Source organism: Streptomyces sp. NPDC030862 (genome assembly GCF_055571835.1).
Map to the genome: position 1 here is coordinate 226,846 of NZ_JBVIEN010000009.1, position 16,765 is coordinate 243,610.

The 16,765-nt window shown below is 72.7% G+C and carries 15 protein-coding genes; 6 read left to right on the forward strand and 9 right to left on the reverse strand.

Translation table 11 applies throughout. The features are described from left to right. The first annotated feature begins 36 nt into the window (after positions 1-36). Positions 37-1,668 (forward strand): FAD-dependent monooxygenase, encoded by a 1,632-nt coding sequence (locus ACZ42X_RS24505; protein ID WP_468293958.1) that lies wholly within the window; start codon positions 37-39, stop codon positions 1,666-1,668. 118 nt (positions 1,669-1,786) lie between these two features. Here the strand turns inward: ACZ42X_RS24505 and ACZ42X_RS24510 are convergent, their stop codons facing one another. From ACZ42X_RS24510 to ACZ42X_RS24520, 3 genes are all read right to left on the reverse strand, one after another. Continuing rightward, positions 1,787-2,968, reverse strand: a complete 1,182-nt coding sequence (locus tag ACZ42X_RS24510) for an acyl-CoA dehydrogenase family protein (protein WP_468293962.1) — start codon at positions 2,966-2,968, stop codon at positions 1,787-1,789. Between the two features lie 500 nt (positions 2,969-3,468). Beyond that, positions 3,469-3,828: a LysR family transcriptional regulator gene (locus ACZ42X_RS24515; protein WP_468293966.1), complete on the reverse strand. Its 360-nt coding sequence runs from the start codon at positions 3,826-3,828 to the stop codon at positions 3,469-3,471. 234 nt (positions 3,829-4,062) lie between these two features. Continuing rightward, entirely contained in the window at positions 4,063-4,791 is a 729-nt protein-coding gene (locus ACZ42X_RS24520; RefSeq protein ID WP_468293969.1) for a TetR family transcriptional regulator, read from the reverse strand. A gap of 235 nt (positions 4,792-5,026) precedes the next feature. Between ACZ42X_RS24520 and ACZ42X_RS24525 the strand changes: the two genes are divergently transcribed. Next, complete coding sequence (locus ACZ42X_RS24525; RefSeq protein WP_468293972.1) at positions 5,027-5,659, forward strand: ScbR family autoregulator-binding transcription factor; 633 nt, start codon at positions 5,027-5,029, stop codon at positions 5,657-5,659. Between the two features lie 63 nt (positions 5,660-5,722). Here ACZ42X_RS24525 and ACZ42X_RS24530 read toward each other — a convergent pair whose 3' ends face one another. Together ACZ42X_RS24530 and ACZ42X_RS24535 are read right to left on the reverse strand one after the other, a co-directional pair. Next, positions 5,723-6,421, reverse strand: a complete 699-nt coding sequence (locus tag ACZ42X_RS24530; protein WP_468293974.1) for an HAD family hydrolase — start codon at positions 6,419-6,421, stop codon at positions 5,723-5,725. A gap of 390 nt (positions 6,422-6,811) precedes the next feature. Further along, positions 6,812-7,831 carry a ScbA/BarX family gamma-butyrolactone biosynthesis protein gene (locus ACZ42X_RS24535; protein ID WP_468293977.1) on the reverse strand — a complete coding sequence of 340 codons (1,020 nt, stop codon included), beginning with the start codon at positions 7,829-7,831 and terminating at the stop codon, positions 6,812-6,814. 260 nt (positions 7,832-8,091) lie between these two features. On the opposite strand from ACZ42X_RS24535, the gene ACZ42X_RS24540 reads away from it, so the two are divergent. Beyond that, positions 8,092-9,084 (forward strand): aldo/keto reductase, encoded by a 993-nt coding sequence (locus ACZ42X_RS24540; RefSeq protein ID WP_468293980.1) that lies wholly within the window; start codon positions 8,092-8,094, stop codon positions 9,082-9,084. A 210-nt stretch (positions 9,085-9,294) separates the two neighbouring features. Here the strand turns inward: ACZ42X_RS24540 and thpR are convergent, their stop codons facing one another. The 3 genes from thpR to ACZ42X_RS24555 form a co-directional block, all read right to left on the reverse strand. Further along, the gene (gene thpR / locus ACZ42X_RS24545) at positions 9,295-9,861 is read right to left on the reverse strand and encodes an RNA 2',3'-cyclic phosphodiesterase (protein WP_468293983.1); all 567 of its coding nucleotides are present in this window, start codon (positions 9,859-9,861) and stop codon (positions 9,295-9,297) included. Positions 9,862-10,059: 198 nt separating this feature from the next. Next, positions 10,060-11,400, reverse strand: coding sequence for an MFS transporter (locus ACZ42X_RS24550; protein ID WP_468293986.1), 1,341 nt, complete (start codon positions 11,398-11,400; stop codon positions 10,060-10,062). A 28-nt stretch (positions 11,401-11,428) separates the two neighbouring features. Continuing rightward, positions 11,429-11,872, reverse strand: a complete 444-nt coding sequence (locus tag ACZ42X_RS24555; protein ID WP_468293989.1) for a MarR family winged helix-turn-helix transcriptional regulator — start codon at positions 11,870-11,872, stop codon at positions 11,429-11,431. A 112-nt stretch (positions 11,873-11,984) separates the two neighbouring features. Between ACZ42X_RS24555 and ACZ42X_RS24560 the strand changes: the two genes are divergently transcribed. Then, the gene (locus ACZ42X_RS24560) at positions 11,985-12,167 is read left to right on the forward strand and encodes a ribbon-helix-helix protein, CopG family (RefSeq protein WP_361417402.1); all 183 of its coding nucleotides are present in this window, start codon (positions 11,985-11,987) and stop codon (positions 12,165-12,167) included. Positions 12,168-12,177: 10 nt separating this feature from the next. Here the strand turns inward: ACZ42X_RS24560 and ACZ42X_RS24565 are convergent, their stop codons facing one another. Next, positions 12,178-13,632, reverse strand: a complete 1,455-nt coding sequence (locus ACZ42X_RS24565) for an NCS2 family permease (RefSeq protein WP_468293993.1) — start codon at positions 13,630-13,632, stop codon at positions 12,178-12,180. 201 nt (positions 13,633-13,833) lie between these two features. On the opposite strand from ACZ42X_RS24565, the gene ACZ42X_RS24570 reads away from it, so the two are divergent. Both ACZ42X_RS24570 and ACZ42X_RS24575 read left to right on the forward strand, forming a co-directional pair. Next, positions 13,834-14,112: a DUF2530 domain-containing protein gene (locus tag ACZ42X_RS24570; RefSeq protein WP_468293996.1), complete on the forward strand. Its 279-nt coding sequence runs from the start codon at positions 13,834-13,836 to the stop codon at positions 14,110-14,112. Positions 14,113-14,256: 144 nt separating this feature from the next. After that, positions 14,257-16,707 (forward strand): HAD-IC family P-type ATPase, encoded by a 2,451-nt coding sequence (locus ACZ42X_RS24575; RefSeq protein WP_468293999.1) that lies wholly within the window; start codon positions 14,257-14,259, stop codon positions 16,705-16,707. Positions 16,708-16,765: the final 58 nt, after the last annotated feature.

Consider the following 16,765-nt stretch of genomic DNA (forward strand, 5'->3'; position numbering starts at 1 on the left):
CCGGGAACGGAACCACGGAACGGAAAGAGAGTCACCATGCCGAACCCAGCGAGCACCGCCCGCACCAGCGGGGACCCGGGTGCTTCGGACGCGTACGACGTACTGGTCGTGGGGGGCGGACCGACCGGGATGATGGCCGCCTGCGAACTGCTCAGGCGGGGCATCCGGGTCCGGATCGTCGACCGCGCCCCCGAACCGTCCCCGTTCCCCAAGGCCCTGCTCGTCTGGCCCCGCAGCCTGGACCTCTTCGAGGACCTGGGCGTGCTGCCGCAGCTGCGCGAGGCGGGGCTGCAGATCAACGCGTTCAGCTACTACTCCGACCGCGAGCACCTGGCCACCTTCGACTTCCCGCAGGAGCTCAGCCCCGTATGCCTGCCGCAGAACGAGACGGAGCGCATCCTGCGCGACCGGCTGCACGAGCTGGGCGGCAGGGTCGAGCGCGGGGTGCGGCTGCTCACGTTCGACGGGCTGGACTTCTCGGGCCGGATCGACGCCGTCGACGGCGTGACCGCCGTCCTGGAGCACCCCGACGGCACGATCGAGCGCACCCGCGCGCCCTTCGTGATCGGCGCGGACGGTGCGGGCAGCGCGGTCCGCGCCCAATTGGGCACGGGCTTCTCGGGGTCCACGTACGAGACCGCGTTCGCGCTGGTCGACGCCGAGATCGAGGGCTTCCTGCCACCGGACCAGGCGCTGTACTACCAGTCACCGGCCGGGGCGCTGGTCATCGTCGCACTGCCGAACGGCGTCTTCCGCTTCTTCTCCAGCCTGGCCCCGGGCGAGGAGGTCAGCGTGGCCGCCATGCAGCGGATCGTGGACGAGCGCGGGCCCAAGGGCGTCCGGATCGCCGAGCCCATCTGGCAGAGCGTCTTCCGCGTGCACGCCCGGCACGCGAACGACTTCCAGCTCGGCCGGGTGTTCATCGCCGGTGACGCCGCCCACGTACACAGCCCCGCCGGCGGCCAGGGCCTCAACACCGGCTTCCAGGACGCCCACAACCTCGCCTGGAAGCTGGCCGCCGTCCTCCGCGGCGAGGCACCGTCCGACCTGCTCCTCAGCTACGGCCCCGAGCGCGCGGCGGTCGCCAAGCGGGTGGTGCGCGACACCGACATCCAGACCCGGGCCTGGCTGGTACGGACTCCGGCCAAGGTCGGGCTGCGGGACGCCGCGTTCCGGATCGCCGACCGCACCGGGCTGTTCTCCCAGTTCTACGCCCCCGTGATGGCCGGACGCCGGCTCGCCTACCCGCCGGTGCGCGACACCCAGGCGCCCGGCGGGCGCACCACCTGCCGACTGCTGCCCGGCGTCCGCAACGCCGTGCGGGTCGGCGCGGTCTTCCCCCGGGAACTCGCGATGCCCCACAAGATCCAGGGGCCGGCCGCCGATCCGACGGCGTGGACCCTGGCCGCGGTCTGCCGGGGCGACGCGGCCGCATGGCGTGCCGAACTGCGCGCCGTGGCCGCGCTCCGCCCCGGGCTGCGGGTCGTGGACCTGGCCGCGGGGCCGGCCGCCCGGCTGACCGGGTGCCGCCACCAGGGGTACTACCTGATCCGCCCGGACGGACATGTCGCGGCCCACGGTCACACCCGTGATCTGGACCGGCTGCGCGAGGAGCTCACCGCACATCTCGGCGAGGCGCCGGCACCGGAGCCGGCCCTGGCCGCATGACCACCGGCCCCGCCCACGTGACGCGTGGGCGGGGCCGGGTGCTTATGGGTGAGGTGGGGTCAGGTGCTGATGGGTGAGGCCGGGTGGCCTGTCGGCGGGGCCACCCGGTCGGCCGCGGTCACGCCGCGGCGGCCCCGCCCCAGCCCGCCTGGACATGGCGCCCGTAGGCGGCCGCGGCGGGCGCGAGCTGCACGGCCGCGTGGCTCGCCACGGCGTGCACGTCCCGCCAGTGGCGCTGCAGATCGCTGGCGGAGCGCTGCGCATGGGCGCCCCCGTGGCGCAACAGCCGCTCGACGGCGCCCACGAGCATGTCGAGCGCCACCGCGGCGTCGCGCTGGTTCTGCGCCACGGGCAGGTCGTCGAGCGGGGCGAGGTCGGCACGCAGCGCGGCGCGCTCCAGGAGCAGTTGCGCGGCGTCCGTCTCCGCCGACGAGCGGGCGAGCACGTCCTGCGCGGAGCCGGTGTCGAGCAGCGGCGTGCCCTGCGGGGTGGTGCGCCGCAGCGCCCCCTCCGTCCACGCCCGCAGCGCGCCGCGCGCCGCGCCGAGCGCGGGGGCGGCCAGGAGCACGGAGGTGACCAGTGGGTACGGCAGGCCGTGGCAGCGGTCGGCGCCCGCGCCGCGCCACCCGGCGGCCATGACGTCCCGGTCCACCATGCGGTGCGCGGGTACGAAGGCGCCGTCCGCGGCGATGCTGTGGCTGCCCGTACCGCGCAGGCCCAGGCCGTCCCAGGTGTCGACCACCCGGACGTCCCGGCGGGGCACGGCGACCACCTTCTGGACCGCGCCCCCGTCCGTACGCAGGACCGAGGCGATGAGCACCCAGTCGGCGTGGTCGACGCCGCTGGCGAACTCCCAGCGGCCGGTGAGCAGATGGCCTCCGTCGACCGGACGCAGCTCGCCCGCCGGGGGCACGACGGCCGCCGCGATGGGCACGTCGGGACCGGCTCCCCACAGATCGGCGTGCGCCCCCTCGGGCAGCAGCGCGGCGAGGCGCCCGTGCATGGCTTGCAGGACGCCGCACCAGGCGGCGGAGGCGCAGTGCTCGCCCACCGTGGCCACGGCGTGGAGGAGACCGGTGAACGTGCCGCCGGCCCCGCCGAGTCGCCGTGGCACGAACTGCCGGGCGAACCCCGCCTCCACCAGGGCTCCGGCCGTGTCGGGGTGCAGCGTACGGGTGCGCTCGGCATGCGCGGCGTACAGTCCGGCGGCCTCGGCGGCGGCCCCGGCCCGAGGGGCGGGCGCCGGTGCGGCCACCGCCTCGGTTGCCGTTGGTGTTGCCTCGAGCAGTGCAGCGGGCATGGGTGAACTCCCTTGCTGTGCTGTGCGGTTCGCTGAATGGGCAGTGGTTCGTGCAGAGATGCGGTTCTTCGCGGAGCGGCGGTGGGGGTGGTGGTAGGGGATGGCGGGGGATACGGAAGCGGCCGGTGCGGGTCCGTCCGGGCGCGCAACCGGCACCGGGCCGCCGCCGACGAGCGCCTGCGGCCCCCCGCCGTGAGCGAGTTCCGGCCCTGGCTGCGCCCCGCAGGGCCGCCATCGGCCCGGCAAGGGCACGGCGACCCGGCCGGGCAGCCCGGCGGCATCCCGCCGGCCCCGTCAGGACAGGACCGTCAGAGCAGGACCGTCAGGACCGTCAGGGGGCAGGACCACCGGGCGAGCCCGGTGTGAGCCGGCGGAGCAACCCCGCGGCGCCTCCGCGGGCCGGACGGGCCGACGGCGGCACCCGCAGCCGGATGCGCGGCCTGTGCGTCGGGCCGCGTGACGCCCCGGCCCGCGGCATCCCGCGGGCCCGACGTCAGGGCTCAGACCGGCGCGCCGCCTCCCGGCGGGAACGGCACAAGGCGTGCCGCGCCGGGCGGGGCAGGGCGTGCGGTGCGGCAGGCCGCCTTCGTACGGTCGACGAGCGCGTTGCGGATCTCGCGCCCCGCCGCCTCGACCGCGTCCAGGATCTCCTCGGCCAGGGGTAGCAACAGCTGCCCCATGTCGGTCAGTTGGGTCGACCGACGGCCGCGCCGGTGAAAGAGCTCCACTCCCAGTGACGCCTCGAGACTCTTGATCTGCTCGGTCACCGTGGACTGCGCGCAGTGCAGGTTCCTCGCCGCCCGGGTGAAGCTCGCCTCTCTCGCCACTTCGCGGAACACCCGCAGGTGGTGGATCTCCATGGGTCCCCTCCCCCAGGGGAGGGACGGCAGCGGCCGGCAGTGCGCCAGGCCGTGCTGCGGCGCGGTGCGGCCCGGCCGCCGCCTAGCCCCCGCGGCCGACCGAAGCCCCTGAACTCCCCCGTCATTCGACGCGGACCCCCCGTCCGCGCTCTGGAGAGAAATATACCGACCGAAACGAATCTGCCAAGGCTCTGACCAGTGGACGGACAGGAGGGGCACCGCACCCCGGAGAACTCAACCGGCTTTCGCCACGGACCCGTTCGGCGGCACCACGTTCGGCACCACGGCGGACCGGTGGCCCTCCAGCAGTTCCTCCGGGAGCCTACCGTCGGCCAGTACGCCGCCGACCGCGCCCCACACCGCCTCCAGCCATGCCACCGCGTCGACACCGGCCGCCGCGAGCGTCGCCGAGCGCACCGCGGCCACGAGGGCCAGCAGCACCTCGGCGATGACGGTGGACGAGCACCGCAGGGCCACCGCCCCGGCCTCCTGGGCCACGCCGACGAGCCGGCTCATATGGGACTGGATGTCCAGGAGCAGCCTGCCCTCACGCTCCCCCGCCAGCAGAGCGTCGGCGGCGAGCCGGTACGCGGCGCGAAAACGCACGTCGTCGGCGAGGCCGCGGGCCAGCGCGAGCGTGACGGCACCGAGAGGGGCGAGGGGCTCGCCGGCCGGCGGCCGCCCGGGCCCGTCGTCCCCCGGCGGCCGCCCGGGGGCGGCGGGCCCGGGCTCCGCGGGGCGGGACGCCAGGATGCGCTGCCAGGCCGCGTCGCCGTACCGGAGGATCGCCTCCGCCAGCTCGTCCTTGGACGCGAAATGGCCGTACAGCGCCCCTTTGGTCATGCCGAGCCGGGCGGCGACGGCGTTGACCGTCGTATGCGCATAGCCATGGGCGGCGAACTCCTGGGCTGCCGCGTCCAGCGCCCGTTCGCGGGTACGTCTCGCCCGCTCCTGCTTCACCACGCCGCCCTCACCGTTTCCTCTGCCGCGCCGACCGGGCGCACAGCCTAGCAGGGAAAAATTCCCTCCGGAAGGAATCTTCTGGCCATCCGGAGCGACCTCGGCCGAAGTGTGACTGGACGGGGGGTCGCGGCGGTGCCGTACGCTACCGCTGACGAGAAAAATACCTCTCGGAAGGTATGTCGTGACGCACAGTACGAACAGCTCGGCGCTGCCGACGCCCGGACGGAAGACAGCCGTGACACCACCAGCCCTCAAGACGCCGTCGGACGTTCCGCGGGGTCCCGACCCCCGGCAGGACAGGTCAGCCAGGACGCGGGAGCTGGTGATGCGCGCGGCCGCCGAGGTCTTCGCGGAGCAGGGGTACCGCGAATCCTCGGTCAAGGACGTCGCCGAGCGCACCGGCATGACCAAGGGAGCGGTCTACCACCACTTCCCCACCAAGGAGGTCCTCGCCCTCGCCCTGGTGGAGGAGCACTACGCGCGCTGGCCGCACGTCCTCGACGAGGTCGCCGCGATGGGCCTCTCCCCCCTGGCCACCGCCCTGGAGGTGATGGACCGGGTCGCCGAGGCGTTCGGCAACGACCCGATCACCATCGCCGGCGCCCGGCTCCAGAACGAGCAGGCGTCCATCGGGGTCGAGCTCCCCACCCCGTACGTGGGCTGGATCGGCGTGATGACCAAGCTCTTCCAGGAGGCCGAGGCGGCCGGTGAACTGCGCGAGGGCATGGTCCCCGAACAGCTCGCCCGCCTCATCGTGGCGTCGTTCTTCGGGACCCAGCACGTCTCCGCCACCCTCACCGGCCGGGCCGACCTGGCCGCGCGCTGGCGGGAGCTGCGGGAACTGTTCCTGTACGCGATCCGCCGCTGACCTCACGCACGACGGCCGTACGCGTACGGGCACGGCGCCCCGTACGCGTACGGTCACGCGGGTTCAGGCCGCGTCGGCCTCCGCGTACACCCCCGGCAGCCGCGGCCGGCCGGTCCGCAGCGCCCACGCGCGGAGCACCGGGTCGTCCCCGACGACGGTGGCGTGGCCCACGGCGCGCAGCACGTCGATGTCCCCCGCGTCGTCCCCGTACGCGAAGCAGTCCTGCGGCTGTGCCCCCAGGTCGTGCATCAGCCGGCGGACCCGGCGGGCCTTCTCCTCCCCGATCACCGGGGCGTCGACCTCACCGGTGAGGACTCCGCGGCGGACCTCCGGCGTGGTGCACACCGTCCGGTCCGCCGCGACATGGCGGGCTATGGGGTCCAGGCACGCGGCGAACGAACCGGACAGCAGCACGATCGTGTGCCGGGCCGCACGGTGCCGGTCCAGTGCGGCACGGACCGGCGGGTGGAACAGGTCGCCGCGGGCGAGCTCCGCCTCGAACCAGGCCCGGCCACTGCGCATCAGGTCGCGCTCGCGGTGGCCGCGCAGCCGGCGGAAGAAGGCGCGGTTGAGGTCGGCACGGGCGGCGCCCGCCGCCCGCAGGGCGAACAGCTCGGCCCGCACCACGGCGGCGGGCGGGCGGCCGCGGCCCCCGGTGTCGCCGAAGTGGTGATCGAGCAGGCCCAGCATGCTCTTGCCGGTGATGAGGGTCTCGTCCACGTCGAAGAAGGCGAGGACGGAATGCTTGTGGGTGGTCGACATCAGTTCAAATCCGGGAATCGGGGCGGGAGCTGGTCAGGCGCCCGCCGGGTACGGAGCGGAAGCGGGCACGTCGGAGCCCGGCAGGAACAGCAGGAACGGCAGGAACGGCAGGAAAAAGGGCAGGAACGCAGGCGCGATCGCGGGGCTCCGCGCCGGACACGGCGGGGAGCAGCGGCGAACGGCCGGGACCGGCCCGGGACTCGCCCGTGGCGCACGGCCCGGGCACGCCCGGGCACCGGCGGGACGGCGCCGGCATGGGGTGCGGTGGGGTGCGATGGGGAGCGATGGGGTGCGGCGACGATCGGCGGCCGGGGTTCTTCGCGGCTGCCGGGCTCGCGCGGCCCGTGATACGAGCAGGCCCGGTCAGGCCCGGCTCAAAGGAGAGGGGCTCTAGCGCACGAAGTGGTGGGCCAGGCCGGCGCGGGCCACGGCCTCGCCGTGCTGCGTCGCGGTCAGCCGCACCACGCGACCCTGCGGGAGCTCCGTCGTGTCCTCGACCGTGATGGTCACCGGCGCGTCCAGTTCCGCGAACCGGTCGAAGCTGATCAGCGCGGCGGCCAGCGTCATCGGCTCCGCAGCGGTGGGCCGGTGCACGGCCAGGTGCGCGGCCTGGCGGAACGCCTCGGTCAGCGCGATGCCGGGCACGTGGTCGCAGGCGTGCTCGAAGTACCCGGCGTGATCGGGGTCCAGGCGCAGGAGATAGGTGTTCTCCGCGAGCCCGGGTGCGACGGCGAGCAGGACGTTCTGGGGGTTCGGCCGGCCGGCGCGAGCTCCGCACACCGGTGTGCCCCTGTCCGGCCGTACCTCCACGGGCTGCGCCGTCCGTGCGGCCCCCCGGGCGCGCAGGGCGCGGTACGCCCGCGACGCGAGGGTCACCAGGCGCCCCGAGATCCGTGCGCAGGGGCGGCCGCCGACCTTGATGTCCGCGGTGAAGCGCGCCTGGATGCGCTGCGGCGTGGTGGGCTTGTCCGGGTCGGGTGTGAAGGTGGTGTCGAGGACCACCTTCAGCGGATCGGCGCCCACCTTCAGCGCGGCCGGGTCGTCGATGCGGAGGTCGAGGTCGCAGAAGACGAACCGGTGGTCGAGCGGCACGTCGTTGTAGCGGTGCGCGACGTAGATGCCGGCCTGGCGAAACGTTTCCACGAGCAGCAGCGGATCGCTGTGGCCGTGGGTGTCGGGGCCGTACAGGGCGTGGGTCCGCGGCCACTGGGCCGCGACCAGCGCGCGCCCCGGGCCGGTGGAGCGGCCGTCGGTCACGAACACCTCGGTCACCGAGGCCCGGTGCACGAGTCTGCGCGGAACCGTGCGTTCAAAACCCAGCGGCTCTGCCAGGGCCGGTGAGGGCAGGACCACCCGGAGGCGTTCGTCAACGGGCGAAGACAACGTACGAGACATCACAATTCCCCCCATTTGTCACGCTGCAGCGCATGCGCAGCGCGTGGCACTCTCCCGCAGGAGAAATATTCCTTCGGGAATGTATATTGCGCTCCGCAGTCAGACCAGCACTCATCTCACAGAGTGGACACCCGTCCCGAAGGCGCGCGGCGCACCCCGGGACCGCACGGAAGAGGAGGGGACGGTTCAGCGCCGCGCGCCGACGAGCGGGCCCAACACCCGTGTTCCCACGCGCCCTTGCTTCGAGCGCGCTCCAAGGCGTTGGCTGTACGACCATGAAGTACACGCAGCTCGGACGCACCGGACTCAAGGTCAGTCGCATCGTCCTCGGCACCATGAACTTCGGGCCGCAGACCGACGAGGCCGGCAGTCACGCCATCATGGACGCCGCGCTCGGCGCGGGGATCAACTTCTTCGACACCGCCAACGTCTACGGCGGGACCGGCCACAGGGGCCGCACCGAGGAGATCGTCGGCTCCTGGTTCGCCAAGGAGGCGGGGCGGCGCGACAAGGTCGTGCTCGCCACCAAGGTGTACGGGCCCATGGGCGGCGACGGGGACGCATGGCCCAACCACGACCGGCTCTCCGCCGCCAACATCCGGCGGGCCGTCGAGGGCAGCCTCCGGCGGCTCAACACCGACTACATCGACCTCTACCAGTTCCACCACATCGACCGGCACACGCCGTTCGAGGAGATCTGGCAGGCCATCGACGTACTGATCCAGCAGGGCAAGATCCTCTACGCCGGTTCGAGCAACTTCCCCGGCTACAAGATCGCCCAGGCCAACGAGAGCGCCGCCCGCCGCGGCATGGTCGGGCTCGTCAGCGAGCAGTGCCTCTACAACCTCGCCGAACGCCGCGCCGAGATGGAGGTCATCCCCGCCGCGCGGGACTACGGCCTCGGCGTCATCCCGTGGTCCCCGCTGCACGGCGGACTGCTCGGCGGCGTGATCAAGAAGGAGGCGGAGGGTACGGCGCGCCGCGCCCAGGGCCGGTCCGCCGACGCGCTCGCCAACAGTGCCGTACGCGAGCAGGTCCAGGCGTACGAGAACCTCCTCGACAAGCACGGGCTCGCGCCCGGCGAGGTCGCGCTGGCGTGGCTGCTGACCCGGCCCGGGGTGACGGGGCCGATCGTCGGGCCGCGCACCGCCGAGCAGCTGGAGTCCGCGCTGCGGGCGGTCGAGCTGGACCTCTCGGACGAGGTGCTCACGGGGCTGGACGCGATCTTCCCGGGGACCGGGCCGTCGCCGGAGGCGTTCGCCTGGTAGGCGGCGGTCACACGACCGACGCCACCGCGATGATCAGGAACATCAGTACGAGCACACCGGCCATGATCCGGTTTCGGGTTTTCGGGTCCACGCGTCGAGCGTAACCGCCCGCCGGGAAGGACCACCCGGAGGGACCCACGGTGCGGGCTACCGCCGGCTCGCGTCCCGGGGTGACGCTCGTTCCGGCCGGTGCTCCCCGGCTTCGTCGCACTATTCGCCCAGCGGCCAGGCGGCCAGCGTCTCGTAGCGGGGCGGGCCCCCGGGTTCGCCCTTCGCGGCGAGGTTGCTGCGGACGAGGACCAGCTCGCCGGCCTGCCACCGCGCGCCCTCGAAGTGCTGGAGCTCGTCGACGTACGGGCGCAGGTCGACGGTCTGCGTACGGCCGCGGGCCAGCGTCAGGTGGGCGTGGTAGGCCCGGTGCTCGTCCATCGCGATACCGGTGCGGCGGGCCGCCGCGTCCGTGCGCTCGGCGAGCAGCCGGATGTCGTCGAGCGCCCCGGCCGCGCCCGCCCACAGGGTGCGGCGCCCGAACCGGCCGCCGCCGTGGAGGCGCAGTGGGAAGGGCGCGGTGCGGTGGGCGGCGCGGGCGAGCCGGCCGCGCAGCTCCGGCAGGAGCCGCTCGTCCACCTCGCCCATGAAGGCGAGGGTGAAGTGCCAGCCCTCCCGGCCGGTCCAGCGCAGTTCGTCCGCGCCGGGGAGGGTCTTCAGGCGGCGGACCTCGGCGGCGAGTTCGTCGACGGCCGCGGGAGGCGGCAGCACGGCAGCGAAAAGCCTCATGCCGCGAGTCTGGCATGATCGCGCGCCCCTCTTCTCGGGCCATGAGCATGCCCGTCACCGTCAGGATGGCCGTCGCGGACGGCAGCAGGGCACCGAGCCGTTCTCGGCCATGGCCGACGACTGGCCGGGCCAGGTGCTGGAGCGACGGGTGTGACACCCGGGGCGCAACGGAGTGCGCCCCGGGCCTGACGCGCGGCGTTACGCCGCCGTCGCCAGCTGCTCGCGCGGCACGAAGCGCACGTGCGGGTGCCCCCGCCGCATGTCCAGCTTCAGCCGCAGGCCGACCGCCCGGACCAGCGCCAGGCCGATGACCGCCGCCGCGGCCAGCGAGACCGCGCCGCCCACGGCGAACCCGGTGCGGGCGCCGTAGGTGTCGGTGATCCAGCCGACGAGGGGCGCGCCCAGCGGCGTACCGCCGACGAACACCATCATGTAGAGGCTCATCACCCGGCCCCGCATCACGGGGTCCGTGGCCATCTGCACCGACGCGTTCGCGGTGACGTTGACCGTGAGGCCCAGCATGCCGATGGGGACCAGCAGCAGGGCGAACAGCCAGAAGGCCGGGGCGAGCGCCGCCGCGATCTCCAGGACGCCGAAGGCCATCGCCGCGCCCACCAGCAGCCGCAGCCGCGAGGTGCCGCGCCGGGCGGAGAGCAGGGCGCCGACCAGCGAGCCGGCGGCCATCAGGGTGTTGAGCAGACCGTACGTCCCCGGCCCGACGTGGAAGACGCCGTCCGCGAAGGCGGTGAGCCAGATCGGGAAGTTGAAGCCGAAGGTGCCGATGAAGCCGACGAGCGCGATGGGCCAGATCAGCTCCGGGCGCCCGGCGACGTACCGCAGGCCCTCCCGCAGCTGGCCCTTGCCGCGCGGGGCGCGCTCGGCCTTGTGCAGCTCACCGGTGCGCATCAGCAGCAGCGCGGTCAGCGGGGCGAGGAAGGACAGGCCGTTGACGAGGAACGCCCAGCCGCTGCCGATGGAGGCGATCAGCGCGCCCGCGACGGCGGGGCCGACGAGCCGCGCCGACTGGAAGTTGGCGGAGTTGAGGCTGACGGCGTTGCGCAGCTGGGCCGGGCCGACCAGCTCGGAGACGAAGGACTGGCGGGCCGGGGTGTCGACGACCGTGACCATGCCGAGCAGGAACGCGATCAGGTACACGTGCCAGACCTGGACGTGCCCGGAGAGGGTCAGGACCGCGAGCGCCAGACCACACAGGCCGAGCGCGGCCTGGCTGGCCAGCAGCAGGCGCCGCTTGGGGGAGCGGTCGGCGATGACGCCGCCGTACAGGCCGAAGAGCAGCATCGGCAGGAACTGCAGCGCCGTGGTGATGCCGACGGCGGCGGCGGAGCCGGTGAGGCTCAGTACCAGCCAGTCCTGGGTGATGCGGGCCATCCAGGTGCCGGTGTTGGAGACGATGGCCCCGGTGAAGAACAGCCGGTAGTTGCGGACCTTCAGGGAGGCGAAGGTCGACTTCTCGGTGGTGCGGGTGTCGTGGGTGGGTATGTGTGCGGGTGCGGAGTCTGCTCCGTTTCCCGTACTCAAAAGGGTTCGCCTCCTTGAATCGGTGTGCTTACAGGTGCGCGAGCTTCTCCAGCACGGGCGCGGCCGCACGCAGCTTGGCCCACTCGTCCTCGTCGAGGCCCTCGGCGAGGGAGGCCAGCCAGGCGTTCCGCTTGCGGCGGGACTCCTCCAGCATGGTCTCGGCCGTCTCGGTCGAGCTGACGACCTTCTGGCGGCGGTCGTCGGGGTGCGGCTCCAGCCGGACCAGTCCCTTGGCTTCGAGCAGCGCCACGATGCGCGTCATGGACGGCGGCTGGACGTGCTCCTTGCGGGCCAGCTCACCGGGGGTGGCCGAGCCGCAGCGGGCGAGGGTGCCGAGCACCGACATCTCGGTGGGGCTCAGCGATTCGTCGACGCGCTGGTGCTTCAGGCGTCGGCCCAGCCGCATGACGGCCGAGCGGAGGGAGTTCACGGCGGCCGTGTCGACCGGGTCGCCGTGGGAGAGGTCAGGCATGTTCCTTAGCATAACTCATTACTCTGACTAAAGACCAACGCTTCACCCGAACGGGTGAGAGATTTCCGGAAAGTGACGCGCGCGGCCGGGCGGGGCGGTCACCCTGACCGGCATGTCATCGACGGTGCTGAGTCTGCGCATAGACGGGGAGCTGCTCGACCGGGTGAGGCAGCACGCGGCGAGAAGCGGAATGAGCGTCCAGGACTATGTCGTCCGGACGCTCATTCGGGAGGATTTCGACGAACGCTTCCAGGCGGCGGTCGACGAGACGGAGAGGTTCTACGGCCTCACCTGACGTACGCGGCTCACGTCAGGCCCAGCGACGGCATCGCGTAGTAGAAGACGAAGACCGCCGACACGACGTACATCGCCACCGGGACCTCCCGGCCGCGCCCGGCCGCCAGCCGCAGCACGCTGAAGGCGATGAAGCCGATGCCGATGCCGTTGGTGATCGAGTATGTGAACGGCATCATCAGCATCGCCAGGAAGGCGGGCACGGCGATGGTGAAGTCGCTCCAGTCGATGTCCTTCACCGACCCGGCCAGGATCAGGAAGCCGACCGCCAGCAGGGCCGGGGTGGCCGCCTGGGACGGGACCATCGTGGCGAGCGGCGTGAGGAACAGCGCCACCGAGAAGAGCGCGCCCGTGACGACCGAGGCGAGGCCGGTACGGGCCCCCTCGCCGACGCCCGCCGTGGACTCCACGAAGCAGGTGGTGGCGGAGGAGGAGGTGGCGCCGCCGGAGGCGACGGCGAGGCCGTCGACGAGCAGCACCTTGTTGATGCCGGGGAAGTTGCCGTCCTTGTCCATCAGCTTGGCCTCGTCGCCGACGCCGAGGATCGTGCCCATGGCGTCGAAGAAGCAGGAGAGGAGGACGGTGAAGACGAACAGGCAGCCGGTGAGCAGGCCGACCTTCTCGAAGCCGCCGAACAGGCTGACCTCGCCGACCAGCCCGAAGTCGGGGGTGGCGACCGGGTTGCCCGGCCACGTCGGGGTGGTCAGGCCCCAGGAGGGGATGGTGGCGACGGCGTTGACCACCATCGCGACGATCGTCATGACGACGATCGAGATGAGGATGGCGCCGGGCACCTTGCGGATGATCAGCGCGAGGGTGAGCAGGGCGCCGAGCACGAAGATGAGGACCGGCCAGTCGGAGAGGTGACCGCTCGACCCGAGCTGGAGCGGGACGGTGGTGTGGGCGGCGTCCGGGATACGGGAGACGAAGCCCGAGTCCACCAGGCCGATCAGCATGATGAACAGGCCGATGCCGATGGCGATGCCCTTGCGCAGCCCGACCGGCACGGCGTTCATCACCCGCTCGCGCAGGCCCGTCGCGACCAGCAGCATCACGACGATGCCGGCCAGGACCACCATGCCCATCGCGTCCGGCCACGACATGCGGGGCGCGAGCTGCAGGGCGACGACGGTGTTGACGCCGAGGCCGGCGGCGAGGGCGATGGGGACGTTGCCGATGACGCCCATGAGGAGCGTCGAGAGCGCGGCGGTCAGGACGGTGGCGGTGACGAGCTGGCCGCCGTCGAGCTGGTGACCGTACATGTCCTTGGCGCTGCCGAGGATGATCGGGTTCAGCACGATGATGTACGCCATCGCGAAGAAGGTCGCGAATCCGCCGCGTACCTCCCGGGCGACCGTGGAGCCGCGTTCGGTGATCTTGAAGTAGCGGTCCAGGCCGCTGATCGGCTGCTGCGGGGACGGCGGCGTGGCGCCGGTGTCCACCGGAGCGGTGACCGAGGAGGGCATGCGAAACCTCAGGGTGCGGGGGGCGGGAAGGGGGTTGACCGGTCGTGTTCGTTCATTCACACGAAAGAAACCGGTCAGGCATAAGCCGTTTCAGTATGAATGCATCATGCGAAGATCGGTATCTCCGCGCGTAGATGCGTCCGGTCCGTGGGACGCCGCCGCGGCTCGGACGCCCGTCGGCGCTCCGCATAGACTCGCCGCATGGCGAAGTGGACCCCCAAGCACGAGGCACCGGAGCCCCTGGAGGGGCCCGTCGTCGGCACGATCACCGGTGGCACGATCCTCTGGTTCGCCCTCTTCCTCGTGCAGGTCCCGTTCTACGGCTGGTTCGCCGACCGCGACCTCACCTGGTGGGTCTGGACCTGCCTCGCGGGCGGCGGTCTGGGCCTGATCGGCATCTGGTACGTCCGCAAGCGCGACGCCGCGATCAAGCGGGCGCGCGCCGAGCAGGACGCGGCGCGGGAGCCGTCCGACTCCTGAGGCCGATCAGGTGGCGGCCGCCGCCCGACCGGTAAGCCACCGGGCCCGGCCCGTAGGTCCACGGGACCATCCCCGTCCTCCTGTGGTCGGATCTTCCCCCTACTCGGGGGGTGAACGCCCGCCTCCCGCCGTACCGTCGAAGACATGACGCAGCGGGCGAAGATCGACACCGACGGCCCCGAGCCCGGGGCCCCCGTCATCGACGCCGGGGCGGAGCTCGACCCCGTCCACCCGGTGGCGCCACCCGTACGGCACCGGCCCGGGGGGCTGACCGCCGCCGAGGTGGCCGAGCGGGTCGCGCGGGGCGAGGTCAACGACGTACCGGTACGCTCCTCGCGCTCCGCCGCCGACATCGTCCGGGCCAACGTCTTCACCCGCTTCAACGCCATCATCGGCGTGCTGTGGGTGATCATGCTCGTCGTCGCGCCGATCCAGGACAGCCTCTTCGGCTTCGTCATCCTCGCCAACACCGGCATCGGCATCATCCAGGAGCTCCGCGCCAAGAAGACCCTCGACGGGCTCGCCGTCATCGGCGAGGCCAAGCCCACCGTCCGGCGCGACGGCGTCGCCGCGCGGCTCTCCACCTCCGAGATCGTGCTCGGCGACTGCGTGGAGCTCGGCCCCGGCGACAAGGTCGTCGTCGACGGCGTGATCGCCGAGGCGGACAACCTGGAGGTCGACGAGTCGCTGCTGACCGGCGAGGCCGACCCCGTCGTGAAGAAACCCGGCGACGAGGTCATGTCCGGCAGCTTCGTCGTCGCGGGCGGCGGGGCGTTCACCGCCACCAAGGTGGGGCGCGAGGCGTACGCCGCGCAGCTCGCCGAGGAGGCGTCGCGCTTCACGCTGGTCCACTCCGAGCTGCGCAGCGGCATCTCCACGATCCTGAAGTACGTGACGTGGATGATGGTCCCGACCGCGATCGGGCTCGTCATCAGCCAGCTCGTCGTCAAGGACACCGACCTCAAGGAGTCCGTGGCCCGGACGGTCGGCGGCATCGTCCCGATGGTGCCCGAGGGGCTGGTGCTGCTGACGTCCGTCGCCTTCGCCATCGGCGTCATCCGGCTCGGGCGCAAGCAGTGCCTCGTCCAGGAGCTGCCCGCCATCGAGGGGCTCGCGCGCGTCGACGTCGTCTGCCTGGACAAGACCGGCACCCTCACCGAGGGCGGCATGGACGTCACCGGGCTGCGGGCGCTCGACGGGTACGACGAGACGTACGTACGCGCGGTGCTCGGCGCGTTCGGCGCGTCCGACCCCCGCCCGAACGCCTCCCTCCAGGCGATCATCGACGCCTGTCCCGACAGCAGGTGGACCTGCGTCCAGACACTGCCCTTCTCCTCCGCCCGCAAGTACAGCGGCGCCGCCTTCGAGGAGCCGGAGGGGACGAGCTCCTGGCTGCTCGGCGCGCCCGACGTGCTGCTCCCCGACGGCGACCCCGTCCTGGACGAGATCGAGGACCTCAACGCCCAGGGCCTGCGGGTGCTGCTCCTCGCCCGCGTCACCGGCGCCCTGGACGACCCCGATGTCGCCTCCACCGCCCGCGCCGCCGCCCTCGTCGTCCTGGAGCAGCGGCTGCGGCCCGACGCGGCCGACACCCTCGCCTACTTCGCCGACCAGAACGTCGCCGCCAAGGTCATCTCCGGCGACAACGCCGTCTCCGTCGGCGCCGTCGCCGCCAAGCTCGGCATGGACGGCGCCGACCGCGCCGTCGACGCGCGCCGCCTGCCCGCCGAGCGGGCGGAGATGGCCACGGCCCTGGACGAAGGGGCCGTGTTCGGGCGGGTCACCCCCCGGCAGAAGCGCGACATGGTCGGCGCGCTCCAGGCGCACGGGCACACGGTCGCGATGACCGGCGACGGCGTCAACGACGTCCTCGCCCTCAAGGACGCCGACATCGGCGTCTCCATGGGCTCCGGCTCCGAGGCCACCAAGGCGGTCGCGCAGATCGTGCTGCTCAACAACAGCTTCGCCACGCTGCCGTCCGTCGTCGCGGAGGGCCGCCGGGTCATCGGCAACATCACACGCGTCGCCACGCTCTTCCTGACGAAGACGGTCTACTCGGTGCTGCTGGCGATCCTGGTGGTGTGCTCGCAGGTGGAGTACCCCTTCCTGCCCCGCCACCTGACGCTGCTGTCCACCCTCACCATCGGCGTCCCGGCCTTCTTCCTCGCCCTCGCGCCCAACAAGGAGCGAGCCCAGCCGCACTTCGTACGCCGCGTCATGCGGTACGCGATCCCCGCCGGCCTCATCGCCGCCGCCACCACCTTCGCCACCTACCTGCTCGCCCGCACCCACTACAGCGGGGAGGGCGCGCTCGCCGCCGAGACCAGCGCGGCGACGCTCACCCTCTTCCTGGTGTCCCTGTGGGTGCTGGCGATCATCGCCCGCCCCTACACCTGGTGGCGCGTGGGCCTGGTGGTGACGATGGGCCTCGGCTTCCTCGTCGTCCTCGTCGTGCCCTGGCTCCAGGACTTCTTCGCCCTGAAGCTCGTGGGCACGACGATGCCGTGGGCCGCCGTCGCCATCGCCGCACTCGGCGCGGCGGTGCTGGAGGTCGCGTGGCGCCTGGTGCCCCGGAAGGTCCCGGCGGCCGGCTAGGGCCCTGGTTCCGCCAGGAGCGGGCGTCGGTCCGTCCGTTCACTCCATCGGGCGGTAT

Coding starts and splice junctions, on each gene's coding strand:
- ACZ42X_RS24505 (WP_468293958.1), top strand. CDS start 37: ATGCCGAACCCAGCGAGCACCGCCCGCACCAGCGGGGACCCGGGTGCT.
- ACZ42X_RS24510 (WP_468293962.1), bottom strand. CDS start 2,968: ATGCCCGCTGCACTGCTCGAGGCAACACCAACGGCAACCGAGGCGGTG.
- ACZ42X_RS24515 (WP_468293966.1), bottom strand. CDS start 3,828: ATGGAGATCCACCACCTGCGGGTGTTCCGCGAAGTGGCGAGAGAGGCG.
- ACZ42X_RS24530 (WP_468293974.1), bottom strand. CDS start 6,421: ATGTCGACCACCCACAAGCATTCCGTCCTCGCCTTCTTCGACGTGGAC.
- ACZ42X_RS24535 (WP_468293977.1), bottom strand. CDS start 7,831: ATGGGGGGAATTGTGATGTCTCGTACGTTGTCTTCGCCCGTTGACGAA.
- ACZ42X_RS24540 (WP_468293980.1), top strand. CDS start 8,092: ATGAAGTACACGCAGCTCGGACGCACCGGACTCAAGGTCAGTCGCATC.
- thpR (WP_468293983.1), bottom strand. CDS start 9,861: ATGAGGCTTTTCGCTGCCGTGCTGCCGCCTCCCGCGGCCGTCGACGAA.
- ACZ42X_RS24555 (WP_468293989.1), bottom strand. CDS start 11,872: ATGCCTGACCTCTCCCACGGCGACCCGGTCGACACGGCCGCCGTGAAC.
- ACZ42X_RS24560 (WP_361417402.1), top strand. CDS start 11,985: ATGTCATCGACGGTGCTGAGTCTGCGCATAGACGGGGAGCTGCTCGAC.
- ACZ42X_RS24565 (WP_468293993.1), bottom strand. CDS start 13,632: ATGCCCTCCTCGGTCACCGCTCCGGTGGACACCGGCGCCACGCCGCCG.
- ACZ42X_RS24570 (WP_468293996.1), top strand. CDS start 13,834: ATGGCGAAGTGGACCCCCAAGCACGAGGCACCGGAGCCCCTGGAGGGG.
- ACZ42X_RS24575 (WP_468293999.1), top strand. CDS start 14,257: ATGACGCAGCGGGCGAAGATCGACACCGACGGCCCCGAGCCCGGGGCC.